The sequence below is a fragment of the Bacillus mesophilum genome, assembly GCF_008923265.1.
In the GTDB taxonomy this organism is placed as follows: domain Bacteria; phylum Bacillota; class Bacilli; order Bacillales; family Cytobacillaceae; genus Cytobacillus; species Cytobacillus mesophilum.
On sequence record NZ_WBOT01000003.1, the window covers coordinates 1 to 21,575 of the forward strand.

Sequence of the window (21,575 nt, forward strand, 5' to 3'; positions counted from 1 at the left end):
GAAAAAGCCACTTTTCTATCTGATAAAAGACAGAAAATGGCTTTTTTACTTTATAAAATTCAGTATAGATTCCCACTGGGTTAAACAAGAAACATAAATTATAAGAAAATCAGTGCCCTCAACGAAGTGACGAGGAGGCTCAGCTTGCTCCCCGCGGAAAGCGAGGGTCCGCAGCGCAATGGAACGGACTTGATTAAATACCGAAACTAAGATATTGAATATTCGTGTTTTAGAAATATTAATTTCGATTTGTCCCATCCTCTTAGTAGAGAATGATCTAAATATCCATTGTTGTTTTAGAATGAAGAGAAGAGCTCTCATTCTTCCTCTTTTTTCCGGCCAAAATACAGCACGCCTAAACACCAAAAGCCAATCATCAGGAGTGTGACTGCAATTAGAACAGGGATAGCGCCAAATTGAATAATAAAGGGGACAGCGGCCGAAGTGATAAGGCCTCCGCCGAGCATGGGCTCAAATAGAATTTGCTTATAGCCGAAGCCAGTCAGTGCAGGTGTTTTATTGTCTGAGTCAGCAATTCGGATCAGCATGATACCTGTTGCAGCCACACCTACTCCTTGGCCGAAATCTCCAATCCCCCGTTCAAACCAATAATTTGGAATCATTCGGGGAGCAAGATACAAGAATAATAGTAGATTGACCATAATTCCGGCTGCAGCGAAAATAATAAACGGAAGCAGATTCTCTCCAATTACTTGGAGACTGAGAGACGCCATCGCACTAATAATCAAAAAGTCGAGCGCAACACCTTGGATGCGATTAATGGTTTCGCGATCTGTCAGTTTATGAGAATCGAACCGTCCAAGTAAAAGTTGAAGGAGGATTCCGCCAAGCATGGCAAAGGGAAAGAGCGGCACATACTGAAATAAATAAACATCATAGGCGCTTCCGTATGTAGCTTCCTCCAGCCAGATGAAACCTTCCAATAAAATATATCCTATGAAAATAGCAATCCCAATAAAGCCCAGATGAAGAGCATACGGTTCAATAGACATAGGTGAAGTCGTCTTAAGACCGGCACCTTCCCGATTTTCTTCTTTAATAATGCCAGAGCGCTGCTCGACAGAGATTTCATCGGGATGATCCAATATCTTTGTTTTTCCTTTTCGTGCTGCCCAATTGATTAAAGCCATCCCAATTATAACTCCAGATAATATCGCTACTGTAGCAAGTCCGATCGCTAGGTCATATCCTTCTGGAAATCCTAACTCTTCAAAAGTGCTTTGCAGACCTGCAGCCGTGCCGTGACCGCCTACAAAACTGATTTCGAGTAAGGCGCCAGCTGCAGGGTTTAAACCGAAAAGAGGTGTCATAACTGTAATAGTAAGCAGAATTCCAACAACATAAAGAGCTAAAGAAATAGTGTAGCCTAATGCAGTATGTGGTCCGCCAATTTTCCAGATTCTCTTTGGTTTCGGCAAGGAAACTCCGATAAATAGGCATGCGAAAACCACATTAATCAGCAGTCCCGGCAAATCTGCCCAGACCTCCACAATTTCCTCTGTAAATAAACCAGACTCTAAACGGCTGAAACCAAGATTGCTTACGAGTCGGCCGAGCACCTCAGGACCCAGAAGCAAAGCGAGAAAACCGCCGATCAGTGATGCCGGTAAAAACAACTTTTGCAGAATACTAATCTTCAACCGAACCCACATTGCCAGAACAAGTAAAATTGCCAAAAGAACAAGCGCAAAACCAGCAACTCCTAAAGACATGAAAAAAAATCACCCTTTCCCAAATAACTGCTTATAGTGTTAATACCTTTTTCATTAAGGCTGAAACACCTTTGTGAACAAGTAATCAAAAGCAGAGTGGGATTCTAGAGAAAAACTCATGATAAAGGATAATATTGTAAAAAAGGAACATTTGTTCTAAAATGAAGTAAAATCGTTATAGGAGGCGAATTCTTTTGAGACCAGTTCTTACGAAGGGTATAAATATTGATACTTTTAAAGAGTACTATTGGCTAAAAGCTGAACTGCAAACATTTTGCAGGGAAAATGGCATCAGTGCTTCAGGTTCGAAAATGGAGATTGCTGAGAGAATAGAAATCTATCTTCAGACTGGAGAGGTCAGAAAACCTGGTAGAAATTCAAACATAAGAAAGAAAGCGGAGTCAAAGGGTGATTTGAGTCTTGATACTGTTATTACAGAAAATCATCGCTGCAGTCAGGATGTAAGAGCCTTTTTTAAGAGTGTTATAGCAAATTTTCATTTTTCTACATATATTCAAAACTACTTTAAAAGTAATATTGGAAAAACATATCGTGATGCTGCAGATGCCTGGCATGAGGAAGAAAAAAGAAAGAAAGCCCCTTCTTATAAGAAGGCTATTGCCCCTCAGTTTGAATATAATCAATTTATTCAAGACTACTTTTCTGATTTAAGAAACAGAGGAAGAAGCCGCAATGAAGCAATCGAAGCGTGGAATGAAATCAAAAAGCGTCCTGGCAGCAACAAGTATGAACCTAATTCTTAACTAGTAAAGTTAATGAAGTGCTTAGCGTCTCTATATCAGGTCATATATTATACTAATATAGATATTTTTATAGATGAAGAAACTGGTAATAAAAAAACCCACAAAAACCTCGGCATATTAGTGAATTTATTTTAAATTTCACCGATATGTAAAGTAAGCTACAGCTTAGAAAATTTAAAGGGGAATAATCTATGAAAAAACGTGCATCAAGATCAGCAAACATTCGCACTAAATTTATTTTATACTTTTTATTAATTGGATTAATTCCTCTTGCAGCTGCTTCTTACCTTATTTATGAAACAAGCAGTAAGGAAGTTGTTTCAAATGAGAAAGAGTGGTTAGGAGCGGAAACAGAGAATACAGTTTCAAGCATGGAAGATTGGATTTTAAAGAGATTAGATGAAATAACGATTATTTCAAAATCAAATGCCATTATCAATGGAGATTTAGAAGAACGCAGTCAGATAATGAGTGTTGTAAAAGAACAAGATCCAAATTATGAGACAGTTGTTGTCACTGGAAAGGATGGAATCGTTGAGGCCCATACAACCGCAAGTAATGTCGGGACATTAGATTTATCAGACCGGGATTATTTTATAAACGGGATGAAGGGAGAGCAAACGATTTCAAATGTAATCGTATCGAAAGCAACAGGAAATCGGATCATTGTTGTTGCTACGCCAATTACATCCCAGCAGGGAGATGTAATTGGCGTAGTTTCTGCCTCCGTTAATTTTGAAAGTCTTGTGCAGCAGTTTTTAGAAGATGAAGAAGGAGCAAATAATGGCACATATCCTGTCTTAATTGATCAGGAAAATGTCATTCAATATCATCCTGAAACAGATTTAGTTGGGAAAAGGGTGGATGAAGCCGCGTTTTCTGCTGATTTAGCGAATCTTTTACAAGAGGGGAAAACAGCTAGCGGGACAAAAACAGTTCAAGAAAATGGAGAAGATCTGTTAGTTTCTTATGCCCCATTGCAAGCTGGAGGATTTGGCATCTACTTATTTACACCTTTAGATGTTGTTTTAGCAGTTACGGATAGCATTAGAAACATAGCGATCATTATTATGATTGCTGCTTTTATCCTAATTACTCTAGCAGCTGTTCTCATTGCGAATGGAATCAGTAAGCCAATTAAACAATTAACAGGACAAGTTCAAACCATTGCAGCAGGTGATTTAACCGGAGAAAAGCTGGCAATACGCTCAAAGGATGAACTTGGAATACTGGCAAAAGATATTAGTACCATGAAAGAGAATTTGCACTCGTTAATATTGCAGGTAAAAGAGGGATCTGAGCAGACTGCCTCCACATCGGCACAATTGGCAGCAAGTGCAGACCAATCCAACCAAACAAGCATGTTAATTGCTGAGTCCATGCAAACTGTTGCAGAAGGTGCTTCAGCTCAATCGGAAATGGTTTCTGAAAGTGTACAGGCACTTGATGAAGTCGCACAAGGCATCCAGCATATGGCCGAAGCCTCTGCTCTAATCACTGAAAAGTCAAATGTAACATTGGATAAAGCAGGCGCAGGCAGTGGATCTGTAGAAAAAACAATACAGCAAATGAACGCGATCCACGAATCGGTGATTGGATCAGATCAACTGACACAATCACTCATCGTTCGTTCACAGGATATCACTAAGATCTTGAATGCAATCACTGCTATAGCTGATCAGACAAACTTACTTGCCCTCAATGCCGCTATTGAAGCAGCGCGTGCTGGAGAGCATGGCAAAGGATTTGCAGTTGTAGCAGACGAAGTCCGTAAGCTTGCTGAGGAATCACAGAGATCTTCAAAAGAAATCTCAAATATCATAACAGAAATACAGTATGATATTGAACAATCAAGCAAATCGATGAAAAGTGTGATTGAAGAAGTCCAAAGTGGTGTAACCGTTGCAAAAGATACAAGAGAGCTCTTTATGGAAATTGTCGAGCTTACGAAAGATGTGGCTGATCATATTTCAGAGATGTCGGCAACGTCAGAGGAAATATCAGCTGCGGCAGAGGAGGTTTCTGCTTCCTTTAATGAAATCTCTACTATTACAAAAACAACTACTTCAAGCACACAAGAAGTGGCTGCAGGAGCCGAGGAACAATTAGCAGCAATTGAAGAGATGTCTTCATCTGCACGAAACTTAAGCGACTTAGCCCTGGAACTGCAAAATGCTGTAACGAAATTCAAATTATAAAATTAAAAAAAGCTAATTGTCCGAATGCAGACAATTAGCTTTTTGTCGTTATGTGATTCTGATTAGTACTTGTCTTTATCTGGTCTACTTTCGGGGCAGCCGATCATGATAATCCTTTCGAATCTGATGCAGTTCATGCAGTTTATCTAAGGCTTGATCTCCCATTTGCTTTCCTACATTTACAACAATGCTTTCAATTAAAGCAATGGGAGCCACCATAGAGTGGAACTCACCCACATCACCCCTGCTTGTATACAAGGTATAAGTGGCTTGTTCAAGCAATGGAGATACCAGCATATCTGTCATTAAAATGGTGCAGATTTCTTTCTTCTTGGCGTAATCGAGCAAGACATTAATTTCAACAGATGCTTGTACAAAACCAAAAAGAAAGAGTACATCCCCTTTTTTCATATGAATCATATCCTCAAATATCTCATGGCCGCTTGAGTTAAAGGTGTATACATTACTATTAAATCTTTTAAGACGAAAGGCGAATAGCGAAACAAGACTTTGGGAAGATCCTGCTCCAAATAAATGAATGTTATCCGCATTTGCAATTTTTTCAATCGATTGCTGAAAACTTTGATCTGCTAAGTGCTTTTTTGTGTCCGATAAATAGTGGAGTGCACTATCAAGCATAAACGGCGTATAGCCGTTTTCATATTTTCTCAGAGATGCCTCTACTTTGCTCGCTGGTGTCACTTGATTTGCCGCGGTCTTAATATATTGTTTAAAATCCTTTAAATTTTGAAAACCAACAGCACTCCAAAAGCGGGATACAGTGGCAACACTTGTCCCGCAAGCTTTTGAAATGTCCAGTTCATTCATAAAAGGTACGTTATCGATGTTTTTTTGTATATAGTCAGCAATAATCTGCTGGCTTTTTGAAAGCTGCTGCTTTGTGAAATCTACCAATCTCTGCGCCCTCCTTCATCTTCATAATCTGAGTATACTACAAAAATGAAATAAAAATTACATATAAATAAAAAAGATATTAATTTTACATTATCTTAAAACTATCTTCACAAACCATCTCTATACTGAAGGCAAGATCAAAAAAGGGAGTGAAGAAAATGAGTATTAACAAGGAAAGAAAGTTAACACAGTCACAAAAAATGATGGTATTTGTTTTGTCTATGTCTTTATTTGGATTATCGAAAATGATTACGGAGCTGCTTCCATCAAATGAAGTGGGGCCAATTGAATTTTCTATTTCTTATTTTGCTTTTATTCCACTCATCTTAGCAGCTTTATTTCATCCGCTTTATGTTGCAGTCGGTGCTTCAGTAGGAAATATCGTTTTCGCAGGTTTGCTAATGGGCGATTTTGGCGGAATTGGTGAGATTGAAGGATTTATTGAATTTACGCTTGCCATTTATGTTGCCGGTCTCCTTGTCCGCAACCCGTTAAGCAAGGTTCAGCTTGCGATTGCATCTCTTGTTGGTGTGGGAATTGATCAGCTCCTCAGCACAATTGTTGATATCGGGAAGGTCTGGTTTGGAGTAGAAGGCTTTGATGCCGTACCAGGATTGCCTGAAAGTATAGTCGTCTTAGAAGGTGTTAGCTTTTTAAATGAAATGGTCATTACAGGTGTGTTAGTCGGTCTTATTCCTACGTTGATCTTAACACCAAAATTATATGGAAAAATTGAACCTTTACTAGGTATGCGTCCGCGTGATGCGAAAGTAGAAACATCTATTGGTTCTTATATTACACCTGGGTTAATTGCAGCGATTGTGATTTTAACATTTGTTGGTATGATTGCCGAGTTTATTGCTGAGATGGATATGAACTTAGCTTTCTGGTCAGCCGATTTTATTAATCAGTTTGCAGATGATCAAAAATGGATTGGCTATAGCGCATGGGGGATTTTAGCAGCTGGAGCAATCTTTATCATCTATAAACTGGTTCGCAAAAAAGGAAGCGGAACAGCTGATCTTGATCAAGCAGCATAATAACAAGTCAGATGGGGGCAGTTCCAATGATTCTATTTGAAAATGTTTCATTTCGATATCCTGGGGCAGAAGAATGGGTATTAAAGGATGTTTCTGTCGAAATAGTAAAACATGAATTTACGGCTATCATAGGCGGAAATGGGGCAGGTAAATCTACTTTCTGCAAAGTGATAAATGGCCTAATCCCCTATTATTATGTAGGAGATTTTGAAGGGAAAATGTCTATTAATGGAGAGGATGCAGCAGCTTCAAATGTTGCATCCCTTTCTAGCAAAGTTGCTTATGTATATCAAGATTTTGAGAATCAGTTAGTTCGTCCAAAGGTGCTTGATGAAGTCATTTTTTCTCCGTTAAATTACGGATATAAGGATTATATGGAAAGAGGCAAGAAGGCACTGGAACTTCTTGATCTCACTCATTTAGCAGATGAATATGTCTGGCAGTTAAGCGGGGGGCAAAAGCATCTTGTAGCTTTAGCAGGTGCACTTGCCCTTACGCCTGAGGTATTAATTATTGATGAACCTGTAGCACAGCTGGATCCTGCGCATGCCATACAATTGTACGAAAAGTTAAAATACCTGCATTCCGAATTAGGTTTAACGATTCTTGTCATTGAGCATCATACTGAATTTATTGCGAACTACTGCAAAGATGTGATGCTGATGGAAAAAGGAAGTGTTAAGTGGAAGAAGCCTGTGAAAGAGGCATTGAACTCGGTTGAGGAGCTCACAGAAAAACATATACATCCTCCTCAAGTAACAATGGCAGCCTTTCATGAACGCCCTCTGTCAGAGCAATTGCCTGTGACAATAGAGGAAGCGGGCCGCTGGTTTGAAAACTACACCATTCATGAGAAAGGTATGCCGTTTACTGTCTCTCCTGAAAAACAGCAGTCAATTGTTGAATTCAATGGAGTACATTATGGCTATAAAACCTTATCCCGCAAGATTGTACCTGTTATTAAAGATCTTCAGCTTCAAATTCAGACAGGTGACAGAATTGCCTTAGTAGGAAGTAATGGGGCGGGAAAGTCAACGATACTCAAGCTTATTTCCGGTCTGATTAAACCGCTGCAGGGTGATGTCTTTTATAACGGGGATTCTCTTAAAAAGGTTTCTCCTGAAAAAAGAGCTGAGAAAATTGCCCATATCTATCAGAATCCAGAAGAGATGTTCATTGAAGATGAAATCCGGAAAGATATATCCTTCTTCCTTAAAGTGCGCAATCACCCTGCCCAGGAGGAGATTACGGATCAAATTGTTCAGCAGTTTAACCTAGAAGTGCTGAAGCATCGGGATGGACGCTTATTGAGCGGGGGACAGCAGAGAAGAGCATCCCTTGCCATCGGACTGGCTATGCAGCCTGAGGTTGTTTTATTAGATGAGCCGACAGCAAGCCTGGACATTGCAACAAGGAAAGAAATGATTGCTATGCTCGGGGAGCTGGACTCTTCGGTCAAGGCCGCTGTGATTGCCACCCACGATATGCAGCTTGTTGCTGAGTGGGCAACGCGGGTGGTTGTTCTTAACCGCGGAGAAATCATCGCTGATACAACACCGCAGAAGTTATTTTCAAACCAGTTTCTTTTAAAGGAAGCCTCACTGGTTGAGCCTCAAATCGTTTCTTTATGTCATGAATTGAAGATCCACCCGGTTGAACTCACGATTGACGGCTTTTTAAGAAGAATCAAATTGGAGGAATCTGCAAGTGAGTGTTTTTCAAAAGTTCTTTAGCAAGCTGACCGTTGAAAATATTAAAATTGAACTCATGCGAACAGCATATGGTAATGAACCAACTCCGCTTGCTAAGCTGGATCCGCGTATGCTGATTCTGTGGGTGCTCATTTATTCAATCATTCCATGGCTGACACATAATCAGACCATCCTAATTGGGCTGACCTTATTTACGGCAGTACTTGCCTATATGTCGAGAGTAAGCCCGCTGCTTATATTCCTTCTGATTGTTGGTGTTATTTCGCAGTTTACGTATTTGGTTTTTGCCGCCATGTTTTTAGGCAATAGCTTTACAGTCTTAATTGCTGTTATTCCAGTGACGATGAAGGTGGCTACGGTCTCCTTAGCGACAATGGCTGTTTTTACAAGTATGGACCCAGAAAAGTTCAGTGACGCACTTCTTAAATTAGGGGTACCAGGAAAGTTTAGCTTTGGCGTTTCATATGGTTATCGTATGCTGCCCATATTAATCGAGGAATACCAGAACATTATTCATTCCTTCCGATTAAGAGGGAAACTGCCGGCTAAACCAGGAGTCCTTTACAGCCGTTATGTCTTTTACTATATCAAAATGTGTATCATGGCCTTTTATCCGATGATGCTGAATACAGCAAAGCGGACCAGAACAACAGTAGAGGTTTTAGAGGTACGAGGATTTAGTTATACGCTGGAGAATAATATTGCAAAAGATATCAAATTGAATTATTTAAAAATGACAAAATATGATTACTATTTTATAGGAATTAGTACACTGATAACAGCATTGATCTACATAGTGGGATATCAATTCCCGCTTTAATAGAAAGGAAGATTCAGCATGATCATTGATTTTCATACACATGTAAAACTGGCAAAGAGAGTGGATTTTGATATTGAATTCTTGAAAGAGGTTATTTTGAATGCAAAAGAAGCAGGGCTGACTGCAATCGCAATGACGGAGCATTTTAACACGAAAAATTACTATGAAATCTACGAGCAGCTCGATGAGCACTTTGATTATATAGATGATTATTACGATGTTGATGGCTTTAAAGTGTTTACAGGAATGGAGATTGATGTTTACGAAACAGGTCATATTTTATTCGTAGGACATAAAGAGAAGCTTCTGCAAATCCGCAGACTGCTTGATTTCCATACTAATAAGGAATCCTTTATCGCTCTTCCTGACTTACTGGACTTAGGTGAGCATCATGACCTGCTGATGATTGGTGCCCATCCTTTAAGAGAAACAACACCATTGCATCATCACGATCCTGCTCTGCTCAAAAGGTTCCATGCATTTGATTTGAATGGAAAAGATATGCATGAGCATGGGATTGAAGAAATGATGGAAGAGGTTCTGGCATTTGCAGCACAGCTGGACATTCCAGTCGTTTGCGGAAGCGACTCCCATCACCCTATCCACATTGGAGTTGTCAAAAACGTATTTGAAAGAGACTTTAGCACTGCCCAGGAAATAAGAGAAGCAATTAAAGGAAACCAGTACAAACGCTCCATTGCCCCAAATCTTCACACAAAAATTAATGCAGCTAAAATCGTTAAGAAAAAAATGAAAGAGGCATTAACCGTGTAAAAAACGAGAGAACAGATCGTGTTCCACATTTTACAACGGAAGCAGCAAAAGCCGGTCTAGTCAGTAGGTGACAAGCGGGCTTTTGCTTTTTTTATTCAAAAAAATTACAGATATAGCCTTCATCCAAATTGCACAATCCAAAATAAAAAGGCCAGGTGATCCATCTCCCTGGCCTAATCACAGTATTAATAAACTTTATCACCGTTGAAAATAGAGTTTTTCACGATCACGTAGTCAACAGTGCGAATGGATTCAAGTTTGTTTCCGCCAGCATATGAGATGGAGGATTGCAGATCCTGTTCCATTTCGGTTAATGTGTCCTGCAAAGCGCCTTTATGCTCAACAAACATTTTTTTGCCTTCTACGTTTTTCTTTTCTCCCTTTTGGAACTCTGAAGCAGAGCCAAAGTACTCTTTAAAGAGCTTTCCATCTTTCTCAACCGTATCCCCAGGAGACTCTTCGTGCCCCGCAAAAAGAGAGCCGATCATGACCATTGAAGCGCCAAAGCGGACTGATTTTGCAATATCGCCATGTGTACGGATACCGCCGTCAGCAATAATTGGCTTGCTTGCTGCTTTTGCACACCAGCGTAATGCCGCAAGCTGCCAGCCGCCAGTGCCAAAACCAGTTTTAATCTTTGTGATGCAAACTTTCCCGGGCCCGATTCCGACTTTTGTTGCGTCTGCACCAGCATGTTCAAGTTCTCTTACCGCTTCAGGTGTTCCAACGTTCCCGGCGATGACAAAGCTTTCAGGCAAATGCTTCTTAATATGCTGAATCATACGGATTACAGCATTTGAATGACCATGGGCAATATCAATTGTAATATAGTCCGGCACAAGCTTCTCTGCCGCTAATTGCTCAATGAAGCCGTACTCTTCTTCTTTTACCCCAACACTAATTGAGGCAATTAAACCACGAGAATGCATATCTTTAATAAATGCAATACGTGTTTCCGGTTCAAAGCGGTGCATAATATAGAAATAATTATTTTCAGCTAAATAAGCAGCGATTTTCTCATCAATAATAGTCTGCATATTCGCAGGCACAACAGGCAGCTTAAATGTATGCTTGCCAAATTTAACAGATGTATCACATTCAGAACGGCTATCTACTATGCATTTTGCAGGAATTAACTGAATATCTTCGTAATCAAATACATTATCCAAGGTTCAACACTCCTAAAAGCGAATATTATTATTGTGTTAGTTATTAAATGTTCGTACATACGGTAATTTACAGGAATTTTTTGCAGTTGTCAAAGGTTTTTACTTTTATTTAACTTATTCTTTACAGTAGAGTGGAGATAATTCTTCATGTTTTTACTAATTGAAGGGAGAATGAAGATGATCACTGTAATCGGCAGTATGAATATGGATCTTGTTACAATTACAAACAGAGAGCCTGCAATAGGCGAAACTGTACTGGGAGAAAACTTTCTTACAGTGCCAGGAGGAAAGGGTGCTAATCAGGCGGTTGCGGCAGCAAAACTGGGAGCGCCAGTAAAAATGATTGGCTGTGTGGGAGACGATTTATTTGGTGAACAATATATAAACCATTTAAAAGGCCATCAGATTGATATAAAGCATATTCGCAGGCTGAAGAATGAAAAAACGGGGATAGCCAGTATTACAGTTTGGAATAACGATAATAAAATTATAGTAGTGCCTGGAGCGAATAAGAGAATTACACCAGAAATAGTTGAGTCGCATAGAGAAGAGATTTTAAAGAGCAGCTGGCTTCTGCTTCAGTTTGAAATTCCGCTTGAATCGGTAGAAAGAGCATTAGAAATAGCTGCTGAAGGCAATGTAAATGTGATCGTCAATCCTGCTCCTTATCATGACATACCAGAAAAATGGCTTGGTAAAATCACTTATATTACGCCAAATGAAGCGGAGGCTAACCAGCTGTTTTCAGCATTTGCAAACAGAGAGAATCTTCTCTCAAAGCTGGTTATCACGAAAGGAAAAGACGGTGCGGAGTATTTTGATCAAGGAGAAAGAGTCTCGATACCTGCATTAAAAGTGGATGCAATTGATACCACAGGAGCAGGGGATACATTTACCGGTGCTTTAGCAGTTGCCCTTTCTGAGGGCTTGCCTTTAAAAGAATCCTGCCAATTTGCCGTTAAAGCAGCAGGTCTTTCTGTAACAAAACTTGGTGCCCAGGCAGGAATGCCAAGCAGGTCGGATTTGAATAAGTAGATCATAATAGATAAATCAGTCAAGATGAATTAATCACAGTACCACACCCCCAAAAGATCGCTTAAATTGCCTAAAAGATCAATTTAAATTACGCTTATAAGAAGAGGGGAATAATGAGAGAGGATGAGGAGAAATGCAGCAAAGTATTGACCAATTGATTAAAGGAAGACGCTCCATCAAGAAGTTTCAGGAGAAGCCAGTAGATCTGGAGGAAATCATTGACTTGCTGGAGATAGCAAAATGGGCGCCAAATCACAAAATGACGGAGCCATGGCGTTTTCTTTTATATAGCGGGGAAGGAAAAGAAAAATTTATAGAAGCTTTTAAAGCAACTCAAGGCACAGGAGAGGAAGCGGCAGAAAAGGCAGCAAAAAAAGCAGCGTATTTCCGATCAATTCCCATACATCTAGTCGTCATTATGCCTGAAGATCCTCGTCAAAAAACATGGGACGAAGATTACGGTGCCGTTTCGGCATTTATTCAAAACTTCCAGCTTGCAGCGTGGGCTAGAGGAATTGGCATGATTTGGCGTACAAATGACTGGATTTACAATCCGGTGTTCCGTGAAAAGGTGGGTGTGCAGCCAGGTGAAAAGATCGTTGGCACATTGATGATCGGATATGCTGAGCATGTGCCGGAAGCCAAACCGAGGACCTCTATCAGGGAAAAGCTTGAAATTATAACAGAGTAGATGTTCAGTATATATTGTCAATATTTGCTTAGTTGACAGAACTATATGTTTTATTGTAGCCTATGATTATATGAAAATTGAATAAACCTCACTTTTCGGTGAGGTAGAGGTGCGGTATTTAATAGTTTTTAGTTGAGCGTGAGCAGCGATGATGCTAAAAAGAAGGAAATCCCGCCGAAGTGTGCAATATGCTCAAGTATTGGATGCTGGGTCTGCAGTTAAGAGCTGCAGGACTGTCTCGGTAAACTTCCCGGTTTACTCGAGGTGTGCTATCTCTTTAAGGGAAAAGTGGAGGATTTAGGCTAACTATGTATACAAAGACCTGAGTTCATCTCAGGTCTTTTTTGTTTTTTATTAAAAGAAAAAATGGGGGCCAGAAAAATATGAGAAAAAAATTATCGTTTTTAAGTGTATTGGCACTTGCGGCAGTATTGCTTTTAGCAGGGTGCGGAACTAGCTCAGATGAGGGTTCTGCGGGATCAGGATCAGAGTCTGATACGGAGAAGGATGTATTCCGTGTAGGTCTTGAAGCAGGTTATGCACCTTTTAACTGGACACAAATGGATGATGCAAATGGCGGTGTGAAAATTGATGGAAACGCTGAATTTGCAGGCGGCTATGATGTAGAAATTGCGAAAAAAATCGCTGAGGGCTTAGGGAAAGAGCTAGTGATCGTTAAAACGGAGTGGGATGGTCTTGTACCTGCCTTAACTTCTGATAAAATTGATGCAATTATCGCAGGGATGTCACCAACTGAAGAAAGAAAGCAAACAATCGATTTCTCAGACAACTATTATAAATCCGACCTTGTCATGGTAGTGAAAAAAGGCGGAGACTATGAAAATGCCACTTCTATTCAAGATTTCAGCGGTGCAAAAGTAACGGCTCAATTGAATACGTTCCATTACTCAGTTATTGAACAAATTGATGGCGTTGAACAGCAGCCGGCAATGGATAACTTCCCTGCTATGCGTGTTGCGCTAGAATCTGGCGTAATTGACGGCTATGTTTCCGAGCGTCCTGAAGGTGTGAGTGCTTCTTCTGCAAATGAAAACTTTGCAATGGTTGAATTTACAGAAGGCTTTGAAACATCTGAGGACGATACAGCTATTGCTGTAGGTGTTGCAAAAGACAGCGAGCTAACTGAAAAGATCAATGAAATTTTAGCAGGAATCTCTGAAGAAGAGCGTGTAGAAATTATGGATGAGGCGATTAAAAATCAGCCAGCAGCTAACTAATAACGCTGCACGGCCGGCTGCATGACATTACATGTAGCCGGCTTCTTTTTTGACATATTCATTAAAAAAGGAGGATCACCATGAGTCTCGATTGGATGATACAAATCATACAGTCAAACTGGCCGATGTTTTTGCGCGGAGCTGGTTGGACGTTAGTCATCGCTTTAACAGGAACGATTATTGGATCGCTCATTGGTTTGCTGGCAGGAGTAGTTCGAACAATACCTGCTCCTGAAAAAGGAATAAAAAAGAATCTGCTTAAACTGATCAATGCCATTTTAACCATTTATATTGAATTTTTCCGCGGCACGCCAATGATTGTACAGGCAATGGTCATTTTTTATGGCTCTGCACTTGCCTTTAATTTTCATATGAACCCGATTATTGCGGGTATTGTGGTAGTAGGAATTAATACAGGTGCATATATGGCTGAAATTGTGCGCGGAGGCATTATTTCGGTCGATAAAGGCCAATATGAAGCGGCGCAGGCGATCGGCATGAATCATTTGCAGACCATGATACATGTAGTTATGCCGCAAGTAATCCGCAATATTTTGCCGGCAACAGGGAACCAATTCATTATTAATATTAAAGACACGGCTGTATTAAGTGTTATTTCTGTAACAGAATTATTTTTCCAGACGAAAACGGTGGCGGGCAATAATTTCCGCTATTTCGAATCATTCTTTGTCGCGTGTATCATTTACTTTATTATGACGTTTGCGATTACTCTCATCCTGCGCTACTTTGAACGCAAACTCGAGGGACCGGATAACTACACTGTTATCGGCAATAACTTGCATGTTGAAACAGCAGAAGATATGAAAAAGAAAGCCAATAAAGGGATGTAATTTCTTGACTGAGAGGAGGAACATATATGGAAACAATCATTGAAATCCAGCGCTTAAGCAAATCATTTGGTTCGCATGAGGTTTTAAAGGATATTCATTTTTCTGTGGAAAAAGGTGAAGTTGTTACAATTATCGGCTCTTCAGGCTCGGGAAAATCAACACTGTTGCGCTGTGTAAATTTACTTGAAAAGCCAAGCGGCGGTCAGATTATCTATAATGGAGAAAATATCTTGGACGACCGTCATGATATCCACCAATACCGCCGAAAGCTTGGGATGGTTTTTCAGCAATTTAACTTGTTTAATAATCATGATGTATTAAATAACTGTATGGTCGGACAAATAAAGGTATTAAAGCGTTCAAAGGAAGAAGCGGAACAAATTGCACGCAAATACTTGCGTGTTGTAGGGATGGAAAATTACATTAATGCCAAGCCGCGCCACTTATCAGGCGGACAAAAGCAGCGTGTTGCTATCGCACGTGCCCTTTCAATGGAACCAGATGTAATGCTTTTCGATGAACCGACATCTGCGTTAGATCCTGAAATGGTTGGCGAAGTATTAAAAATTATGAAAGAGCTCGCCGGAACAGGCTTAACCATGTTAATCGTTACACATGAAATGGAATTCGCTAGAGAAGTCTCTGACCGTGTTGTATTTATGGACAAAGGCGTCATCGCGGAAGAAGGACCTCCAGAAAAAATCTTTAACAATCCTGACCAGGAGCGTACAAGAGAGTTCTTAAAAAGGACATTGAAGACTGTATAAGATGTTGGAGAAAAGACTTGGACATAAGTATTCAGCCTTAGTTATACATCCGGATGATTAGAAAACAACATTTTCTAATCATTCGGTTTTTTATTTGTTAATTGATCATATATCATTCAAACATGAGTGAAATGGAGCGGAGGCCTCGACTCCTGGGGGCTGAAGAGCAAAGGGTGAGACCCCGCTGGAACGGAGTGACGAGGAGGCTCAGCTTGCTCCCCGCGGAAAGCGAGGGTCCGAAGCGCAATGGAACGTTCTTGTATAAATATGCAAATAATTCAATAGTTTCCTATCAAACATAATTATTTTCCTAATAAACTTATTGAATTTCCTATCAAAACCAGTGGATTTCCTATTACTTTCCCCATTGAGCACTTTTTTTGACCACTATAGGGAAAGAATATATATTGGAATTATTAAACATTGACCTATCAAGGATCAAAATAACACACTGCTTGGGGAGTTATCAAACAACGTTTGCAGCCTGGAAATTAAACATAAGGAGAGAATTGTTATGACCCATTTTATGGATGTTTTAAAAGGCAGAAGATCAATTCGAAAATATGATCCTGAGGTGAAAATCAGCCGGGAAGAGATGGAGGAAATTTTAACAGAAGCAAGCTTAGCTCCTTCATCCCTTAATTTGCAGCCTTGGCGCTTTCTTGTGATTGAAAGCCCGGAAGCAAAGGCAAAGCTTGCGCCGCTTGCTAAATTTAATCAATCACAAGTGCAAACGTCTTCTGCGGTGATTGCAGTATTCGCTGATCTGCAGAGTCATACGTATGCGGAAGAAATCTTCACAAAATCAGTTGAATTTGGCATTATGCCTGAGGAAGTAAAGGAGCGCCAAATTCAATCAATCTCAAAAATTTATTCCACATTGCCAGAGCAAATCAATAAAGAGCTTACGCTTGTTGATAGCGGTCTGGTTTCTATGCAGCTTATGCTTGCAGCAAAAGCGCATGGTTATGACACGAACCCAATCGGCGGCTTTGAAAAGGATCAAATTGCTGAAGCGTTTGATATGGATAAGGACAGATATGTACCAATTATGCTTATTTCAATTGGTAAAGCAGATGAAGAAGGATACCAATCTTACCGTCTGCCTGTCGATACAATCGCACAATGGAAATAAAAAACTGCCCAAGAATGATCAGACATTCTTGGGCAGTTTTTATTTTCGATCACTTTCCTTCATAACCTCCATATAAAAAGCAATAGCATTCAAATAATTATCAATGCTGACATGTTCATTTGTGCCATGCATCCTTGTTAAATCCTCTGAGGTGATGAGAACGGGCAGAAAACGGTACGTATTATCAGCGATACGGTCATAATGCTTTGCGTCTGATCCGGCAAACATTAAGTATGGAACCATAACAGCATCGCTGTAGACATTGCGGGCAGCCTGCTGGATGGTTTGAAACTGCCAGCTGTCTGTAGAAGACACGCTAGTTGCTTCACTGCCTGATACCGACACAGAAATCTCATCATCATCAATGGTTTCTTCAATAAACTTTTTCACATCCTCAAGCGATTCGCCTGGCATGACACGAAGATTAATAATGGCCGTCGCCTGTTCAGGCAGCGCATTATATTGTTCACCAGCCTGGAAAACCGTTGGTGCAATGGTCGTTCGAATTAATGCGGCAGTAGCTGGCTGTTTTAGTAAAATGGATTCAATGATCGGTTCAAAAATAAACTTGTTTGCAAACACATATCGCATTCCAAAACTCATTTCTGGTGCGGCAAATTCAAATAAGGTTTCACCTGGACCGCGCAAATCTGCGTTAAATTGAGTATTCTCAAGCTTTGCAATCGCACTGGCGACTCGGCCGATATTGGTATGATCCTTTGGCTGAGAAGAGTGCCCTCCGCTTCCGGAAATCGTCAGTTCAGCAGTAGCCGAACCCTTTTCAGACACACCTACCACACCAACAGGCTGTTCAACGCCAGGAACCATATTTTCCACGATCGCTCCGCCTTCATCAAGAACAAAATCAAATGACACTCCTCGTTCTTCAAGCAGATCGACAATCGCAGCGGCACCTTCATCTCCGCCTATTTCTTCATCAAAACCAAACATAAAATACACATCTCTTTTCGGTGCATAGCCATCCTCTAAAAGATGTTCTGCAGCTTCAAGAATCCCAATTACCCCAATTTTATCGTCTAAGGTGCCGCGCCCCCATATTTCGCCGTCTATAACAGTACCGCTAAATGGACTTTGCTCCCAATTTGCTTCGGTTCCTTCAAGAACAGGGACCACATCATAATGACTGGTTAAACCAATTGGTTTTTTGCCGGATTCGCTTCCAGACCATTTGTAAATTAGCGCATAATCATTTACTCTCTCTACCTCCAGCTGCTGATGAACAGCCGGATATGTGTCTTCTAAAAAATCAATAAAGCGCTCAAACTCTGGATAATCAAAGGCATTTCGATCTTGATAGGATATTGTTTTGAAGGTAAGCGCTTCCGAAAAATGACGTATAGCTTTGTCTTCATCAATTGTCACTTCAGTCTTCATTGGTTCAGGCTGCCTTGACTCAGTCATAAAGGTACGTGATACTGTAACAATGGCGAATATGAGCAAAAAGATACCAACTATTAATAAAATCATTTTCCATCTTCCCATACAGAACCCCCGTAACTCTTTTTATGTTATTTTATATTATTTTTTAAATATTTAGAATTCTATTATGTGTTTTTATTATTTTTTTTAAGACAAGTATTATCTTCGGGTCTGGGCTGCTCAAACAACTTATAGTTTAGTAATACTTCGTTTACACTAAGGAATATATGCTTGAATAGGCTGGTTAGAAAATATGCCAGGCAATATAGTATGATAGGTAATAAACAGCAGAAAAGGGGAATCTTCGTGCATCATGCCATCATTGAAGAAAGAAGAAATGGAAGTGTTGAGAATGTCCATTTTGGGATTATTGCAGGTGTAAACGACAAGAAAGAAACAGTCCGCAAATTTGGAGATATCAAGCAGAATGTTTTCTTTCGATCAGCTGCTAAGCCAATTCAGGCACTGCCTCTATTGTTAACAGATATCACTGACAAATATGGGGTAACAGATGAAGAAGCCGCACTATTTGCCGCTTCTCAGCGCGGAGAGCATTATCATATTGCAGCACTGGAGTCATTGCTGAATAAGTTGCCTGTTCAGGAGGAAGAACTGCTCTGTCCCCCGTCCTATCCTTTAAATAAGGGACCTTATGAGAAAATGCTTCGAGAAGGCAAAGAAAAACGGCGTCTCTATCATAATTGTGCAGGCAAGCATATCGGTTTTGCCGCTGTCTGCAGGGAATTAGGATATGAGGTGAGCGGCTATTGGAGACAGGAGCACCCGTTGCAGAAGCAAATCAATGACATTTTTTCTGAGCTGTCAGAAGTGCCTCAAAATCTAATCAAGGCAGGGACGGACGGCTGTGGCGTTCCAGTATTGGCGATCCCTCTGGAAAATATGGCTTTAACTTATTTAAAACTGGCATGTCCAGATATGATTAAAGACTCCGCACTAAGATCCGCTGTTCAAAGGCTCGGGGCGATCATGAACAAGGAGCCAAATATTATTGCCTCCCATCATTTTATTTGCTCTATTCTGCTTCAGGACGATAATATCTTTGCTAAAGGGGGAGCACAGGGTGTATACTGCTTTGGGTTAAGAAGAGAGCGCCTTGGTTTTGCTTTAAAGGTAATCAATGGATCTGAAGAAGTGTGGCCGAATATTGTTGCTTCTATCCTAGAGCAGATTGACTATAGCAATAAAGAAACCATTCGGAATTTGAGAGCACTTAAGCCCAATTCAGTGAAAAATGATTCAGGCCATGAAGTAGGCACAATCCATGAAGTTTTTCAATTAAAGGAGTTATAAAACATATGTTGATTGAAGTCATTGCGGATACGCTAAACGATGCTATTTTAGCAGAAAAAGCCGGAGCAGATCGAATTGAGTTAATTACAGCTGTAGGGGAAGGCGGTCTTACCCCGAGCTATGGCTTGATTGAGGCGGTTTGCCATGCTGTTTCAATTCCTGTCAGTGTGATGATCCGCCCGCATAGCAGGAGTTTTACATACACACAGCAGGATTTAGCGATCATGAAATCAGATATCAAAGCATGCAGAGATATTGGCGCAGCAGGAATTGTGATTGGAGCAATAACTGCAGAGAATAAAGTCGATGAAGAGGCTCTTTCTGTTCTGCTGGAAGATGCAGAAGGCCTGGATGTCACGTATCATCGTGCTTTTGATCAAGTGGAGAATCAGCTGGAAGCATTAGAAGTGTTAAAGACTTACAAAAAGATATCACGTATTTTAACATCTGGAGGAGCAGAAAAAGCTCCTCAGGCTAAAGAACAGCTGCAGAAGCTGATAAATTCTTGTGAAGACAGCCATTTGACGATTATGCCGGGATCAGGCATAACACCAGAGAATATCGAGGATTTTTTAAAGGGTGTTTCACCTCGTGAAATTCATGTTGGCTCAGGAGTACGGAAAAATAGAAGCCTATTGCATGAAATCGATGTGGAACTGCTTCAAACATTTAAGGAGCTCTGTAAAAGAGCAGGTGCTTAAAAGTAAAGGCATAGCGGTATGTTCCGCTATGCCTTTTATTATGTTTTAACCTCACTAAGCTCCATACAGAGGTACGTCCATTTATTTCGCTAAACTCTGTGAAAACTGCTTTTCTTTCCAGATGACCGTAATGAGAAGTCCAACTATGATGACCACACCTGAGAAGAGGTAAGGGTAATGAATATTCACATCGAATAAAATCCCGCCAATAGCTGGACCCACAATATTACCGAGGCTCGTATATGTTGAGTTCATGCCGGCCACAAAGCCCTGCTCCTCTCCAGCTGCTTTAGACAGGAATGTCGTTAAGGCTGGACGCAGGAGATCGAAAGCAAGAAAAACGAAGCATGTGACAGCTAAAACAGCAAAATAGCCTGAGATAACGGCTGATAAAAATGCAGAAACAGCACCAACGATCAAACAAAGCTGAATTAGCTTCTTTTCTCCAAGCAGATCGATTAATTTCCCAAACAAAAATAACTGAAAGATAACACCAAAGATGGAACTGATCGTAATAATGCCCGCAATATCTTTTGGTGTGAATCCAAATTTATGATCTGAGAATAAGCTGAAAACTGTTTCATAGGCAGATAAGCCAAATGCAAGTACAAATACAATTAAAAAGGCAATAAAGTATAAGGGCCGAAGTGATTTTTTAAGATCATAGAAGAAATTAGATTGTGCCTGATTGTTTGCTAATTCAGCAAGCTTCTCCTTAGAAAGCGGCTCTTTTAATATAAAGGCCGATAGAATACAGGCTGCAAAAGCAATGCCAGCTGCAAAAAAGAAGGGAAGCCGTACACCATATTCTCCAATAAACCCACCGATTCCAGGGCCAATAATAAATCCAGTGCTAATAGCCGCAGATACATAGCCCATAGCCTTAGGCCGGTCTTTCAGGGACGTGATGTCGGCTACATATGCAGTAACACCAGGCATGATAAAGGCTGCACTAAACCCGCCTAATATTCTTGATAGATAAAGGACAGGCACACTTTCGCCTAAACCGAAGATAAGCTCAGATACCCCAAATAAGAAGAGTCCGAGAATAATGATTTTTTTCCGCCCAAACCGGTCCACCCAGCGCCCGGCGAACGGTGACATTACAAGCTGGGCAACAGCAAACATGGCGACAAGATAGCCCATCGTCGCTCCTGACAAATGCATTATATTCATAAATGATGGCATAACAGGAATAATGAGTCCAATCCCTAAAAAAGCAATGAAAACATTACTAAGAAGGATGACTAATACTGCTTTTTGATTTTTCATAATGAACAC

General features: G+C 40.4%; 19 protein-coding genes, 1 pseudogene and 1 riboswitch. Of the genes and pseudogenes, 15 read left to right on the plus strand and 5 right to left on the minus strand.

Annotation, left to right across the window (positions count from 1 at the left end):
• Positions 1-317: 317 nt before the first annotated feature.
• Complete coding sequence (locus tag F7732_RS09775) at positions 318-1,733, minus strand: sodium/glutamate symporter (protein WP_151573704.1); 1,416 nt, start codon at positions 1,731-1,733, stop codon at positions 318-320.
• A 194-nt stretch (positions 1,734-1,927) separates the two neighbouring features.
• Between F7732_RS09775 and F7732_RS09780 the strand changes: the two genes are divergently transcribed.
• The 3 genes and pseudogenes from F7732_RS09780 to F7732_RS23425 all read left to right on the plus strand — a co-directional run bounded on the left by F7732_RS09780 (position 1,928) and on the right by F7732_RS23425 (position 4,695).
• The gene (locus tag F7732_RS09780) at positions 1,928-2,497 is read left to right on the plus strand and encodes a DUF6434 domain-containing protein (protein WP_151573705.1); all 570 of its coding nucleotides are present in this window, start codon (positions 1,928-1,930) and stop codon (positions 2,495-2,497) included.
• A 371-nt stretch (positions 2,498-2,868) separates the two neighbouring features.
• Positions 2,869-3,753: pseudogene (locus F7732_RS23420) on the plus strand (cache domain-containing protein); the annotation flags it as partial.
• Positions 3,754-3,876: 123 nt separating this feature from the next.
• Entirely contained in the window at positions 3,877-4,695 is an 819-nt protein-coding gene (locus F7732_RS23425) for a methyl-accepting chemotaxis protein (RefSeq protein ID WP_420837691.1), read from the plus strand.
• 84 nt (positions 4,696-4,779) lie between these two features.
• On the opposite strand, the gene F7732_RS09790 is transcribed toward F7732_RS23425, so the two are convergent.
• The gene (locus F7732_RS09790; RefSeq protein ID WP_151573707.1) at positions 4,780-5,610 is read right to left on the minus strand and encodes a MurR/RpiR family transcriptional regulator; all 831 of its coding nucleotides are present in this window, start codon (positions 5,608-5,610) and stop codon (positions 4,780-4,782) included.
• Between the two features lie 158 nt (positions 5,611-5,768).
• On the opposite strand from F7732_RS09790, the gene F7732_RS09795 reads away from it, so the two are divergent.
• Genes F7732_RS09795 through F7732_RS09810 form a run of 4 tightly spaced genes read left to right on the plus strand, consistent with a single transcriptional unit; the run spans position 5,769 to position 9,956 of the window.
• Positions 5,769-6,650 (plus strand): DUF8171 family membrane protein, encoded by an 882-nt coding sequence (locus F7732_RS09795; protein ID WP_151573708.1) that lies wholly within the window; start codon positions 5,769-5,771, stop codon positions 6,648-6,650.
• Positions 6,651-6,676: 26 nt separating this feature from the next.
• The gene (locus F7732_RS09800) at positions 6,677-8,383 is read left to right on the plus strand and encodes an ABC transporter ATP-binding protein (RefSeq protein ID WP_240056587.1); all 1,707 of its coding nucleotides are present in this window, start codon (positions 6,677-6,679) and stop codon (positions 8,381-8,383) included.
• A complete protein-coding gene (locus F7732_RS09805; protein WP_240056588.1) occupies positions 8,358-9,182 on the plus strand; it encodes an energy-coupling factor transporter transmembrane component T family protein in 825 nt (274 codons plus the stop codon). Before F7732_RS09800 ends, F7732_RS09805 begins: the two co-directional genes overlap by 26 nt.
• An 18-nt stretch (positions 9,183-9,200) precedes the next feature.
• Positions 9,201-9,956, plus strand: coding sequence for a PHP-associated domain-containing protein (locus tag F7732_RS09810; RefSeq protein ID WP_151573710.1), 756 nt, complete (start codon positions 9,201-9,203; stop codon positions 9,954-9,956).
• A gap of 185 nt (positions 9,957-10,141) precedes the next feature.
• Here F7732_RS09810 and guaC read toward each other — a convergent pair whose 3' ends face one another.
• Positions 10,142-11,125 (minus strand): GMP reductase, encoded by a 984-nt coding sequence (gene guaC / locus F7732_RS09815; protein WP_151573711.1) that lies wholly within the window; start codon positions 11,123-11,125, stop codon positions 10,142-10,144.
• A gap of 147 nt (positions 11,126-11,272) precedes the next feature.
• Between guaC and rbsK the strand changes: the two genes are divergently transcribed.
• The 6 genes from rbsK (at position 11,273) to F7732_RS09845 (ending at position 16,842) form a co-directional block, all read left to right on the plus strand.
• Complete coding sequence (gene rbsK, locus F7732_RS09820) at positions 11,273-12,160, plus strand: ribokinase (protein WP_240056589.1); 888 nt, start codon at positions 11,273-11,275, stop codon at positions 12,158-12,160.
• A gap of 133 nt (positions 12,161-12,293) precedes the next feature.
• Positions 12,294-12,851 carry a nitroreductase family protein gene (locus tag F7732_RS09825; protein WP_151573712.1) on the plus strand — a complete coding sequence of 186 codons (558 nt, stop codon included), beginning with the start codon at positions 12,294-12,296 and terminating at the stop codon, positions 12,849-12,851.
• 96 nt (positions 12,852-12,947) lie between these two features.
• A riboswitch (Lysine riboswitch) is annotated at positions 12,948-13,131 on the plus strand.
• 103 nt (positions 13,132-13,234) lie between these two features.
• Positions 13,235-14,089 carry a transporter substrate-binding domain-containing protein gene (locus tag F7732_RS09830; protein ID WP_066451267.1) on the plus strand — a complete coding sequence of 285 codons (855 nt, stop codon included), beginning with the start codon at positions 13,235-13,237 and terminating at the stop codon, positions 14,087-14,089.
• Positions 14,090-14,169: 80 nt separating this feature from the next.
• The gene (locus F7732_RS09835; RefSeq protein ID WP_151573713.1) at positions 14,170-14,940 is read left to right on the plus strand and encodes an amino acid ABC transporter permease; all 771 of its coding nucleotides are present in this window, start codon (positions 14,170-14,172) and stop codon (positions 14,938-14,940) included.
• Positions 14,941-14,966: 26 nt separating this feature from the next.
• Entirely contained in the window at positions 14,967-15,707 is a 741-nt protein-coding gene (locus tag F7732_RS09840; RefSeq protein ID WP_066442124.1) for an amino acid ABC transporter ATP-binding protein, read from the plus strand.
• Between the two features lie 514 nt (positions 15,708-16,221).
• A complete protein-coding gene (locus tag F7732_RS09845) occupies positions 16,222-16,842 on the plus strand; it encodes a nitroreductase family protein (RefSeq protein WP_151573714.1) in 621 nt (206 codons plus the stop codon).
• A gap of 39 nt (positions 16,843-16,881) precedes the next feature.
• Here the strand turns inward: F7732_RS09845 and F7732_RS09850 are convergent, their stop codons facing one another.
• Positions 16,882-18,345, minus strand: a complete 1,464-nt coding sequence (locus F7732_RS09850; protein ID WP_151573715.1) for a M20 family peptidase — start codon at positions 18,343-18,345, stop codon at positions 16,882-16,884.
• A 243-nt stretch (positions 18,346-18,588) separates the two neighbouring features.
• Between F7732_RS09850 and F7732_RS09855 the strand changes: the two genes are divergently transcribed.
• Positions 18,589-19,593 carry an asparaginase gene (locus F7732_RS09855; protein WP_240056590.1) on the plus strand — a complete coding sequence of 335 codons (1,005 nt, stop codon included), beginning with the start codon at positions 18,589-18,591 and terminating at the stop codon, positions 19,591-19,593.
• 5 nt (positions 19,594-19,598) lie between these two features.
• A complete protein-coding gene (locus F7732_RS09860; RefSeq protein WP_151573717.1) occupies positions 19,599-20,294 on the plus strand; it encodes a copper homeostasis protein CutC in 696 nt (231 codons plus the stop codon).
• 81 nt (positions 20,295-20,375) lie between these two features.
• Here the strand turns inward: F7732_RS09860 and F7732_RS09865 are convergent, their stop codons facing one another.
• Positions 20,376-21,566, minus strand: coding sequence for an MFS transporter (locus F7732_RS09865; protein WP_151573718.1), 1,191 nt, complete (start codon positions 21,564-21,566; stop codon positions 20,376-20,378).
• Positions 21,567-21,575 lie beyond the last annotated feature (9 nt).

What these genes read in the sequence shown, in the direction of transcription:
- rbsK (WP_240056589.1), top strand. Translation starts at nt 11,273, where the DNA reads ATGTTTTTACTAATTGAAGGGAGAATGAAGATGATCACTGTAATCGGC.
- F7732_RS09800 (WP_240056587.1), top strand. Translation starts at nt 6,677, where the DNA reads ATGATTCTATTTGAAAATGTTTCATTTCGATATCCTGGGGCAGAAGAA.
- F7732_RS09795 (WP_151573708.1), top strand. Translation starts at nt 5,769, where the DNA reads ATGAGTATTAACAAGGAAAGAAAGTTAACACAGTCACAAAAAATGATG.
- F7732_RS09825 (WP_151573712.1), top strand. Translation starts at nt 12,294, where the DNA reads ATGCAGCAAAGTATTGACCAATTGATTAAAGGAAGACGCTCCATCAAG.
- F7732_RS09840 (WP_066442124.1), top strand. Translation starts at nt 14,967, where the DNA reads ATGGAAACAATCATTGAAATCCAGCGCTTAAGCAAATCATTTGGTTCG.
- F7732_RS09850 (WP_151573715.1), bottom strand. Translation starts at nt 18,345, where the DNA reads ATGGGAAGATGGAAAATGATTTTATTAATAGTTGGTATCTTTTTGCTC.
- F7732_RS09810 (WP_151573710.1), top strand. Translation starts at nt 9,201, where the DNA reads ATGATCATTGATTTTCATACACATGTAAAACTGGCAAAGAGAGTGGAT.
- F7732_RS09845 (WP_151573714.1), top strand. Translation starts at nt 16,222, where the DNA reads ATGACCCATTTTATGGATGTTTTAAAAGGCAGAAGATCAATTCGAAAA.
- F7732_RS23425 (WP_420837691.1), top strand. Translation starts at nt 3,877, where the DNA reads ATGCAAACTGTTGCAGAAGGTGCTTCAGCTCAATCGGAAATGGTTTCT.
- F7732_RS09775 (WP_151573704.1), bottom strand. Translation starts at nt 1,733, where the DNA reads ATGTCTTTAGGAGTTGCTGGTTTTGCGCTTGTTCTTTTGGCAATTTTA.
- F7732_RS09865 (WP_151573718.1), bottom strand. Translation starts at nt 21,566, where the DNA reads ATGAAAAATCAAAAAGCAGTATTAGTCATCCTTCTTAGTAATGTTTTC.
- F7732_RS09830 (WP_066451267.1), top strand. Translation starts at nt 13,235, where the DNA reads ATGAGAAAAAAATTATCGTTTTTAAGTGTATTGGCACTTGCGGCAGTA.
- F7732_RS09860 (WP_151573717.1), top strand. Translation starts at nt 19,599, where the DNA reads ATGTTGATTGAAGTCATTGCGGATACGCTAAACGATGCTATTTTAGCA.
- F7732_RS09835 (WP_151573713.1), top strand. Translation starts at nt 14,170, where the DNA reads ATGAGTCTCGATTGGATGATACAAATCATACAGTCAAACTGGCCGATG.